The 10,830-nt window shown below is 62.0% G+C and carries 8 protein-coding genes; 7 read left to right on the forward strand and 1 reads right to left on the reverse strand.

The window, feature by feature from the left end:
- Positions 1-80 precede the first annotated feature (80 nt).
- From ACFE0K_RS03065 to ACFE0K_RS03090, 6 genes are all read left to right on the forward strand, one after another.
- Entirely contained in the window at positions 81-722 is a 642-nt protein-coding gene (locus ACFE0K_RS03065) for a YfgM family protein (protein WP_434534665.1), read from the forward strand.
- Positions 723-1,865: an outer membrane protein assembly factor BamB gene (bamB, locus tag ACFE0K_RS03070; RefSeq protein ID WP_434534666.1), complete on the forward strand. Its 1,143-nt coding sequence runs from the start codon at positions 723-725 to the stop codon at positions 1,863-1,865. It begins immediately after the preceding gene.
- A gap of 128 nt (positions 1,866-1,993) precedes the next feature.
- A complete protein-coding gene (gene der, locus ACFE0K_RS03075; RefSeq protein WP_434534667.1) occupies positions 1,994-3,400 on the forward strand; it encodes a ribosome biogenesis GTPase Der in 1,407 nt (468 codons plus the stop codon).
- A 104-nt stretch (positions 3,401-3,504) separates the two neighbouring features.
- Entirely contained in the window at positions 3,505-5,556 is a 2,052-nt protein-coding gene (locus ACFE0K_RS03080; protein ID WP_434534668.1) for a TonB-dependent receptor plug domain-containing protein, read from the forward strand.
- 3 nt (positions 5,557-5,559) lie between these two features.
- Positions 5,560-6,417 carry a hypothetical protein gene (locus tag ACFE0K_RS03085; protein WP_434534669.1) on the forward strand — a complete coding sequence of 286 codons (858 nt, stop codon included), beginning with the start codon at positions 5,560-5,562 and terminating at the stop codon, positions 6,415-6,417.
- Complete coding sequence (locus tag ACFE0K_RS03090; RefSeq protein WP_434534670.1) at positions 6,414-8,342, forward strand: ATP-binding protein; 1,929 nt, start codon at positions 6,414-6,416, stop codon at positions 8,340-8,342. The genes ACFE0K_RS03085 and ACFE0K_RS03090 overlap by 4 nt, the downstream gene beginning before the upstream one ends.
- On the opposite strand, the gene xseA is transcribed toward ACFE0K_RS03090, so the two are convergent.
- Positions 8,287-9,645, reverse strand: a complete 1,359-nt coding sequence (gene xseA / locus ACFE0K_RS03095) for an exodeoxyribonuclease VII large subunit (protein ID WP_434534671.1) — start codon at positions 9,643-9,645, stop codon at positions 8,287-8,289. The genes ACFE0K_RS03090 and xseA overlap by 56 nt on opposite strands.
- Positions 9,646-9,810: 165 nt before the next feature.
- On the opposite strand from xseA, the gene guaB reads away from it, so the two are divergent.
- Positions 9,811-10,830: IMP dehydrogenase (guaB, locus tag ACFE0K_RS03100; RefSeq protein ID WP_434534672.1), on the forward strand; the 1,020-nt coding region annotated here is incomplete at its 3' end.

Raw genomic sequence — 10,830 nt, forward strand, 5'->3', positions numbered from 1 at the left:
TGATTTGTGCGCCGGAACAAACGAAATACCCAAGCGCCAGGAAGAACACTTCCGGGCAATAAAAACGAAAGGAGAGCAGGGTGGTCGATTACATCCGCGACGAAGAAGAACAGGTCGAACGCATCAAGGCCTGGTGGCAGGAAAACGGTACCGCTGCAGTGATTACTGTGGTGCTGGCGGTGGCTGCGCTGATTGGCTGGCGTCAATGGCAGGGGCATCAGGGTGAGCAGGCTTCCGAGGCCTCAGCTCACTACCAGGTCATGGTGGAAGCCCTGTCCGCTAACCCCATGGATGCGGCGGTCATCAACGACAAGGCCGACCTGCTGATGGAAGACTTTTCCAGCAGCGCCTATGCGGATTACGCTCGCCTGGCCAAGGCCAACCTGGCTGTGCAGGACGCGGACTACGACAAGGCGGTGAGCTTCCTGCAGCCGGTGGCCGATGATGGTGCCACCGATGAGCTGAGCTACACCGCCAGCTTGCGTCTGGCCCGGGTGTTCCTGCAGCAGCAGGCCTGGGACAAGGCCGATGCCCTGCTCGGCAAAAGCTTCCCAACGGCCTTTAACGGCATGGCGCTGGAGCTGAGAGGTGATGTGGCCAAGGCCCAGGGCGAGGCAGAACAGGCCCGTGATCTTTACACCCAGGCCCTGGATGTCCTGCAGGACGGTGGTGAAAAAGACCGTGTGCAGATGAAACTGGACGACCTGAAAAGCGTTTCCTAAATGAAATATTTCCTTCTCCCCATCGTGCTGGCCGGCCTCGTGCTGGCCGGCTGTAGCTCCAACCCCAATGCCATTGAGCCCAACGACCTGCCGAAATTCGAGGCCAGCTACAAGGTCAAGCGGCTCTGGAAAGAGGGCGTGGGCAACGGGGTGGAGGATAGCCAATTGTCCCTGCGCCCGGCGGTGACCGAGCAGCAGGTCTTTGCCGGCGATGTGTTCGGCGATGTCTATGCGGTCAGCCGCGACAAGGGCAAACGCCAGTGGCGGGTGAAAACCGATGACCGTATTGCCGGTGGTTTCTATGCCGGCTACGGCATGGTGCTCTACGGTACCCGCGAGGGTATGGCCGTGGCCCTGTCCATGGAAACCGGCGACACCCTCTGGCGCACCAAGCTTTCCGGCGAAGCCCTGGCGATTCCCGCCAGTGACGGCAATGTCGCCGTATTCCAGACCCAGGACGGCCATGTGACTGCCCTGGATGTGGAAAGCGGCGAACAGCTGTGGGACTACGAGACCCCGGTGCCCACCCTGACCCTGCGTGGGCTGGCCCAGCCTACTCTGGCAAACGGCAAGGCCTATGCCGGTTTTGCCAACGCCAAGCTGGCGGCGCTGGATCTGGAGAACGGTATCCCGCTGTGGGAGCAACGTATCGCCGAACCCACCGGTCGCTCCGAACTGGATCGCCTGGTGGATGTGGACAACAACCTGATCGTGGAAGGCGGTGGTGTGTTCGCGGTGACCTTCCAGGGCAAGGCGGCGGTGGTGGACCAGGAAAACGGTCGCCCCTACTGGGAAAAGGAACTGTCCAGCGCCCAGATCATCAGTGCCAGCAATGGCAGCCTGTTCGTGGCTGACGACAAAGGCGTGGTGCGCGCCCTGGACATGCGCAGTGGTACGGTTCTGTGGAAGCAGGACAAGCTCTATGGTCGCCGCCTTACCGGTACTGCGGTACAGGGCAATCACGTGGTGATGGGCGACTTCGAAGGCTATCTACACTGGCTGGATGTGGATGATGGCAGCATCGTCGCCCGCAAACGTCACGACCGGGACGGCTTTGCCGGCACCGCCGTGAGCTACGACGGTGTTCTCTATGTGCTCAGCTACGATGGCAAACTGGCCGCTTACCAACTGAAAGAACGTTGATCTTTATGGAGGGAGCGGCCAAGTGGCCGCTCTCTCTGCGCCTGCCCCTGTTTTCCTGATTTTCTTCTCTCCGCCTCTATCACCGAATTGCGTTACCATAGCGCCCAGACATCCTTGCAGAGACAACTATGAAACCGGTCATCGCCCTGGTGGGGCGGCCCAATGTGGGCAAATCCACCCTGTTTAACCGACTCACCCGTACCCGTGACGCCCTGGTGGCGGACTACCCGGGGCTGACCCGTGACCGCAAGTACGGTGACGGCAGGCTGGGGGACTACCTGTACACCGTCGTGGATACCGGCGGCATCGGGGAAAACGACGATGGCATCGACGCGCCGATGACAGAGCAGTCACTGATGGCGGTGGGTGAGGCTGACCTGGTGTTGTTCATGGTGGATGGTCGCGCCGGCCTGACCGCTGCCGACGAGCAGATCGCCATGGAGCTGCGCAAGCTGCCCAAGCCCACCTACCTGGTGGTGAACAAGACCGACGGTATCGACCCGGACACGGCCATGGCGGATTTCTATGCCCTGGGCCTCAGCGACGTGCTGCCTATCGCGGCTGCCCATGGTCGTGGCGTGCGCAGCATGATCGAAATCATACTGGCGGCATTTCCGGATCTGGAACCCTATTACGATGAACAGGGTGAGCCAGTGGATACCAGTGACGGCAGCATTCGCGTGGCCGTGCTGGGGCGCCCCAACGTGGGCAAATCCACCCTCATCAACCGCATGCTGGGGGAAGAGCGTGTGGTGGTCTTCGATCACGCCGGCACCACCCGGGATTCCATCGAGATCCCCTTCGAGCGTATGGAGAAGGCTTATACCCTGATTGATACCGCCGGGGTACGCCGCCGTGGCAAGGTCGCGGAAATGGTGGAAAAATTCTCCGTGATCAAGGCGCTGCAGGCGGTGGACGCGGCCCAGGTGGTGGTGCTGGTGATCGATGCCCGTGAAGGCATCACCGATCAGGATCTGCACCTGCTGGGCTATGTGCTCGACAGCGGCCGCGCCCTGATGATCGCAGTGAACAAGTGGGATGGTCTGGATGCGGACCACAAGGAACGGGTGCGCGTGGAATTGGGGCGTCGCCTGGAATTCGCTCCCTGGGTGAAGATCAAGTTCATCTCCGCGCTGCATGGCACCGGGGTGGGCGATCTGTGGGGCATGATCGAAAAAGCCTGGGATTCCGCCTTTATCAAGGTGGGTACCAACGAGATGACGAGGATTATGGAGAGCATTACCGCCGGCCACCCGCCGCCGCGTAATGGCCGTTTCCGCGCCAAGCTCCGTTACGCGCACCTGGGCGGCAACAATCCGCCTACCATCATCTTGCATGGCAACCGTACCGAATCGTTGCCGATCAGCTACAAACGCTTTCTGGAAAACCGTTTCCGGGAAGTGTTGAAACTGGACGGCACGCCCATCCGGCTGGAATTCAAATCCGGTTCCAACCCCTTTGAAGGGCGCAAGAACGTACTCACGGATCGCCAGGTGCACAAGCGCAAGCGAATGATCAAACGCTTCAAGAAGTAACCCCGCTGCACGGGGGAGGGGGCCACATCAAACGTCGGGGATCGTGGGGCAAACACTGGGGGCAAGGCCTGCTGGGGCTGGCCTGTGCGCAGGGCGTGCAGGCTATGGAGCCGATGATGCCGCTGGCCGATGAGCCGGCCATGGTGCTGACTCCCGCCCGGGTCAGCCAGCCACAGTCCGAAGCGCCCGCCAGTGTCACCGTTATCGACCGTAACCTGATCGAAGCCAGTGGCGCCCGGGAACTCTACGAGGTGCTGCGGCTGGTGCCAGGCATGTCCGCGGTCAAAGTGGACGGCAATGTGCCCACGGTGGCCTACCACGGCACCCAGGCCCGGGATTCTCGCCGCATGCTGGTGCTGCTGGACGGTCGCAGCCAGTATCAGCCCGGTCTGGCAAGGGTGAACTGGAACGACATGCCGGTGGATATCCGCGACGTGGAGCGCATCGAAGTCACCCGGGGCCCGGCTGCGGCTGCCTACGGTGCCAATGCGTTTACGGCTGTCATCAACATCATCACCCGGGATCCCCGTGATATCAGCAAGCACACCCTGGCGGTGCAGGGCGGCAATAACGCCATTCGCGATGGCTATGCCTCGGCCGCAGGGCGCACGGACGCTGGTGCCTGGCGGGCATCCCTGTCACGACGCGCTGACGACGGCTACGACGAACCCTTTGAAGGTCGCCGACTCAACGATGCCAAACGGATTGAAACCCTCAATGGCGAATGGGTCCGTGAGCTGGATGCGCGCAATACCCTGATCATGCAGGCCGGCGGCAGCCAGAACCGCCTGGAGCGGCAACAGGAAGGCGGGGTGCAGGATATCGGCATCTACCAGCAGGACCCGGTACAAAAAGGCCAGCGCGCCTTTGTCTCCCTGCAATGGCAGCACGCCTTCGATCAGCACCACCAGTTGCAGATTACCGGCTATGGCCAGTACACCCGCGATGTAACGGATTTCTCGGTATGCTATCTGGACCCTCTGACCGGACAGCCCGGGGCGGGCGGTGGGGTGCTGTTTTCCCAGGAGCTGCGTGAGCTGTATCTGGAAAATGGCCGGGATGTGGGCGCCACCTTCGCGGCGGCACAAAGTGATCCTGATTTTGCCAAACGTTACGCCATCCTGCAGTCCGCCAATGCGCCTTTCTGCGCCGCCAGTGCGCTGGATATCGAGGAAGAACGTTACGACCTGGAAATCCAGGACACCCTGCAAATGGGTGACCGGGTACGGCTGGTCAGCGGTCTGAACCTGCGCCACGACCGGGTCAGCTCCGATAGCTATCTGTCCGGCACCTACGACAATGTCAGTTACCGCGCCTTTGGCAATCTGGCCGTGGATCTGCTGCGCCCGGTGACCCTCAATCTGGGTGGCTACTGGGAGCGTGACAGCATCTCCGGCCAGCATTTCAGCCCCCGTCTGGGGCTCAACTGGCGAGCGGCGCCGGGGCATAGCTTGCGCTATGTGTTTTCCAAGGCCCTGCGCACCCCGGATATCTACGAAGACCAGGCGCACACCAATATACGCGCCCGGGAACTGTCCCCCCCCTTTAACGACAATACAGAAGCCCTGCTGGGCTGGGCGCCGGCCAGTTTCTTTATTACCCAGACCAGCCCCGGCACCCTCAAGCCTGAGCGCATCCGCTCCTGGGAACTGGGCTATTACGGCCAGTTCCCCGGCCTGGAGCTGGATGTGCGCTATTTCCAGGAAGAGCTCACCGACCTGCTCAGCCATGCCCTCAACCCCTTCGAGTTTGAGCCCAACAACGAAGGCCGGGTAGATCACCAGGGCACGGAAGCCCAACTGAGCTGGCGGCCCGGTGTGGACCATTTGCTGCGCCTCACCGGCGCCCACATTCATACCCGCGTCAACAAGAAAACCGAAGGGCGCCTGGCGGCCCGTGACAGCGCCAGCGCCCTGTGGGCCTGGCAGTTGAGCCAGCATTGGGGTCTGTCCAGCGCCTATTACCTGGCTAACGACTACAACGACAATGTGTTTGAGCGCCTGGATCTGCAGGTGCGTTTCCGTCACCGGGTGGCCGACACGGAGCTGGAATGGAAGGGCGTGGTACAGCATGCTCTGAACAAGGAACCAGTGGTCTTCGAGGAAAACCGCTATCAGGAAGACCGTTTCTGGTTGGGTCTGGCGGTGAGGATCTAGAGGATGAAACGGCAGGGACGCCTTATCCTACTGTTGTGGCTGGCTTGGCTGGCGCCGTCCCTGTGTGCCCAGACCCCTCTGCCGGTGCATGTGCTTGCCGAGGATGGCCCCTTCCGCGACAGTTTTATTCAGGCGCTGGACGCCGCCGTCATACCACCGATTACCCGGGTGGCCGATCCCAAACAGGCAGAGCTACTGATCGCCATCGGCGATCAGGCGTTCCGTCGCGCGCAGAAACTGGACAAGCCATTACTGGGTGTCTACGTGAGCCGGTCAGCGGTAACCCTGGCCCAGCGCAAACGGTGCCAGTGTGAGGGAATCTGGGCCGGCGTAGCCTTGCACGATCAGCTGGCCATGCTGGAGATCATGATGCCCCTGGCGCGCCGCGTGGGGGTGATCATCGGCCCGCAAAGTGCCTGGACACTGGGCAAGGTGCAGGATTATCAGGGCCGCCTGGGGCTGACTGCACTGCCGGTCTCGTCGGTGGATGAGCTGGGGGATCGCCTGCGCGAAAGTCTGGCCAGGTTCGACGCCCTGGTGTTACCGGTGGATGGCCAGTTGTTTGGTCCGGGGGCGGCCAAGCTGGTGTTGCTGACCAGCTACCGGTTGCGTCGCCCAGTGTTCGGGCCGGATCGGGCCTATGTGCAGGCGGGGAGTGTGGCCAGCCTGTATGCCAGCGGTGCGGACCTGGTAGCCGAGACGCTGGTGCATCTGCAATTCTTCCACAGCAGCAAGCGTTTGCGACGCTCCGGCTTTGTGCATACCCCGACGGTTGCTGTTAACGAACACGTGGCCAACAGCTTCGACATGGTGTTTCACGACATCGAATCCCTCCGCGAAGCTCTGGAGGTTGCGCCATGAAAGAAGCGATGAAAAAAGGGGCGGGCATTCGCAAGCAGCTGCAGCTTCTCGGGCTGGTGCCGGCCCTGATCATGCTGCTGCTGCTGTTGGTGGCGCTTACCTGGCAGCGCTTCGAGGATGCCGATCGGGATTTGCGTGAACTGGGTAGCTACCTGGCTCAGCAGATTGCCTCCTCGTCGGAGTATGGGGTGCTGGCGGGCAACTACGATGATCTGCGCCGCCAGGCACGCCTGGCCATGCAGCAGGCAGACCTGCAATACGTGGTCTTCCACGACGGAGAGGGCAAGGTGTTGCTCTACGAGGGGCGTGGCCAGCGGCAGGATCACAGCGACGTGCTGGAATTCCATTCCGGCATCTATCGCCAGCCGGTGTCCGACAGCGACCCTTTGAAGAGCGCTACCACAGACAGCCAGCCGGAGCGGATCGGTGAGGTGGTATTGGGCATGTCCCGCTCCCGGCTGCTGGCGCGGCAGAAGGAGATCCTGCTGGCCAGTCTGTTGCCGGCCCTGTTCGCCACTATCATCGGCCTGTGGATCGCCCATTACCTGGCCCGCCAGATTGCCTCGCCGCTGGGCTACCTGTCCGGCCTGTTGCGCACCCTGCGCAATGGCGATTATCGGGTGCGTGGCAGCAGTTATCTGCGCGGCGAGCTGGCGGAACTGCAGGACGATATCAACGAGCTTGCCAGTAGCCTGGAAGGGGCGCATCGCGAGCAGCAAAGCGCCATCGACAAATTGCGCCATGCGCACCGGCAGGCGCAGTCCGCCAGCCAGGCCAAGAGTGATTTTCTGGCCATGATGAGTCATGAGTTGCGCACCCCCATGAACGGGGTGCTGGGCATGCTGCAACTGCTGGAAGAAACCCCGCAGAGCGAAGAGCAGCACGAGTACACTCTGGCGGCGCTGGAATCCACCGGGCACCTGCTGGACGTGATCAACGATATTCTCGATTTTTCCCGCATCGAAGCCGGGCGCATGGATCTGGACCCGGTGTTTTTCGAATTGCTGCCGCTGCTGGAAAATTGTGTGGCCACCTTCCGCTACATGGCGGAGAGCAAAGGGCTGTATCTGCGCCTGGAGAACGTCGGGGATCTGGCGGGCAAAATGGTGCGCAGCGACCCCACCCGGTTGCGCCAGGTGCTCAACAACCTGATCTCCAATGCGGTGAAATTTACCCAGGAAGGGGGCGTAGTCCTGGCGATCACCACCGCCCAGGTCCGTGATGACTGGCTGGACCTGACTCTGGCGGTGCGCGACACCGGCATCGGTATTCCCCGGCATCGCCAGAGCGATTTGTTCAAAGCCTTTTCGCAGATCGACTCCTCGACTTCCCGTCGTTTTGGCGGCACCGGCCTGGGGCTGGCCATCGCCCGCCGTCTCAGTGAAATGCTCGGTGGCACCCTCACAATGAGCAGTGACGAAGGCGGCGGTAGTACCTTTACCCTGTCCCTGCGCTTGCTCTATCGCACCCAGGCGCCGGCGCCGCTGGCGGTGCCCGCTGACGAAGAAGATCGTGTCGGCGGCCTGCTTTTCGGGCTGGTATTGCTGGTGGAAGACAACGATGTGAATCTGCTGGTGGCGCGGCGGCTGCTGGAGCACATGGGGGTTACCGTGGTGACCGCCACCAACGGGCGCGAAGCTCTGGAAAAGGTGCGCCAGCGGGATTTCGACTGCATCCTCATGGATGTGCAGATGCCGGTGATGGATGGCCTGGAAGCCACTCGTGAGTTACGGCAATGGGAGAGAGAGCGGGGGCGGGCGCCGATCCCGGTGGTGGCGCTCACCGCCAATGCCATGGACGAAGAGCGCGACCGCTGCATGGTGGCGGGCATGAACGCCCACCTGGCCAAGCCCTTTCGGCGTCAGCAGCTTACTCGGGTGCTGAGCCCTTATCTGACCCCTGAACACGCTCAACACGGGCGCTGACTTCGCCGTCTGCCAGGCGGGTGGTCAGGGTATCGCCGGCCTGCAACTGACTGACGGAACGCACCGCTTCTTCTCCCTTGAAGGTAATGCTGTAGCCACGGCCCAGGGTCTCCAGGGGGCTGGCGGTGTGCAGCCGTTTGCCCAGATTGCCCAGTTGCACCTGTTGCTGCTGGATCAGACGCAGCAAGGGCTGCGGCAGACGTTTTTCCAGCGTCTGTAGTTGTTGCTGGCGGTCCGCCAACAGACGTTCCGGCGATAGTCGGGCCAGCCGTTGCTGGTTGGGGCGCAGGCGGCTTTGCACCAGCGCCAGGCGCTGCTGCATATGGCGCTGCAAACGGCCCTGCAATTCATCCAGCCGTTGGCTGCTTTGCTCCAGGGACTGACGCGGCGAGCGCAAGCGCTGGCTGAGATGGCGCAGCCGTTCCTGTGGCGCCCGCAACTGTTGGGCCATCACCCAGCGCAGGCGACGATGCAGGCCGCCCAGCCGTTGCGTGACCACCGACAGATCCGGGCTCACCAGTTCGGCGGCAGCGGACGGGGTCGGCGCACGCAGGTCGGCGGCAAAATCGGTGAGGCCGGTATCCACTTCGTGGCCCACGGCCGAGACAATGGGAATCGGACAGGCGGCCACGGCACGGGTCAGGGCTTCATCGTTGAACGCCCAGAGATCCTCCAGGGAGCCGCCGCCCCGGCCGATGATCAGTACGTCGCATTCGTCCCGGGCAATCGCCACATCCAGTGCCTGACGAAGTTGTGCCGGTGCATCGGCACCCTGTACCGCCGCCGGGTAGATCACCACGGGAATGGACGGGCAGCGGCGCTTGAGGACCTGCAGAATATCGCGGATGGCGGCGCCACTGGGGGAGGTGATCACACCGATCTGGGTGGGCCAGGCGGGCAGGGCGCGCTTGCGCTCCTGGGCGAACAGGCCTTCCGCCTGCAGCTGGGCTTTGAGGGCATCGAACTGGGCCTTGAGCGCCCCCTGACCCGCCGGCTCCATGTGTTCCACGACAATCTGGAAGTTGCCGCGGGGCACATAGAGGGTGACTTTGGCGCGGATCAGCACCTGTTGCCCATTCTGGGGATTAAAGTCGAGCAGCCTGTTGCGATTTCGAAACATGGCCCCATTAATCTGGGCACGCGAGTCTTTCAGGCTGAAGTACCAGTGACCGGAAGCCGGGCGGGAAAAGTTGGACAGTTCGCCCTGCAGCCAGATCAGCGGGAAGGAACCTTCCAGCAGGCCCTGGGCTTCCAGGTTCAGTTGACTGATGGACAGCGGTTCAGCGCGGGATGAAAAGGTCATCGCGGGAGGGTAGCGAGTTTTTTTGCCGTGGGCCAGCGGTGATTGTGTGACCTACCGCCCTTGACGTATAATCGCCCGCCTAATTTAACGGGGTGCCTGTCTTGAGGTGCCGCCGCTCCACCCGGCGGACCTGCCAGGGGCCCCCCTCACTCCCTACGGTGCAATATGCTCAGAATTGCGCAAGAGGCACTAACGTTTGACGACGTTTTGCTTGTTCCCGCCCATTCCAATGTGCTGCCCAAGGACGTGTCCCTGAAATCGAAACTGACTCGGGACATCGCTCTGAATATTCCGTTGGCGTCCGCAGCCATGGATACGGTTACCGAGCACCGCCTGGCCATTACCATGGCGCAGGAAGGGGGCATCGGTATCCTTCACAAAAGCATGGATACAGCCGACCAGGCGCGTAACGTGCGCATGGTAAAGAAATACGAATCCGGTGTGGTGAAAGATCCCATCACCGTGAGCCCGGAAACCACCGTTGCCGAGCTGCTGCGCATTACCGAAGCCAATAACATTTCCGGTGTGCCGGTGGTGAAAGGCGATGAGGTTGTGGGCATTGTCACCAGCCGTGATACCCGCTTCATCACCAACTACGACCAGTGCGTGCAGGACATCATGACCGGCAAGGACCGGCTGGTGACCGTGCAGGAAGGCGCTGGCGCGGATGAAGTTCAGGCCCTGCTGCACAAGCATCGCATCGAAAAAGTCGTGGTAGTCAATGCCAAAGGCGAACTGCGCGGCATGATCACCGTGAAAGACATCGAGAAAGCCGCCAAATATCCCAACGCCTGCAAGGACTCTCAGGGTCGTCTGCGAGTGGGCGCCGCCGTCGGCACCGGTGCCGGTACCGACGAACGCGTGGCCGCACTGGTGGAAGCCGGTGTTGACGTGATCGTGGTGGATACCGCCCACGGTCATTCCCAGGGCGTTATCGACCGGGTGGCCTGGGTGAAGAAACACTTCCCCGAGGTGCAGGTGATCGGCGGCAACATTGCCACCGCCGCCGCCGCCAAAGATCTGGTTGCCGCCGGCGCCGATGCGGTAAAAGTCGGTATCGGTCCGGGCTCCATCTGTACCACCCGCATCGTGGCCGGTATAGGTGTGCCGCAGATTACGGCCATCTCCGATGTGGCGGCAGCCTTGAAAGGCACCGGCGTACCGCTGATTGCCGATGGTGGCATC

The sequence above is a fragment of the Alcanivorax sp. genome, assembly GCF_051117345.1.
In the GTDB taxonomy this organism is placed as follows: domain Bacteria; phylum Pseudomonadota; class Gammaproteobacteria; order Pseudomonadales; family Alcanivoracaceae; genus Alcanivorax.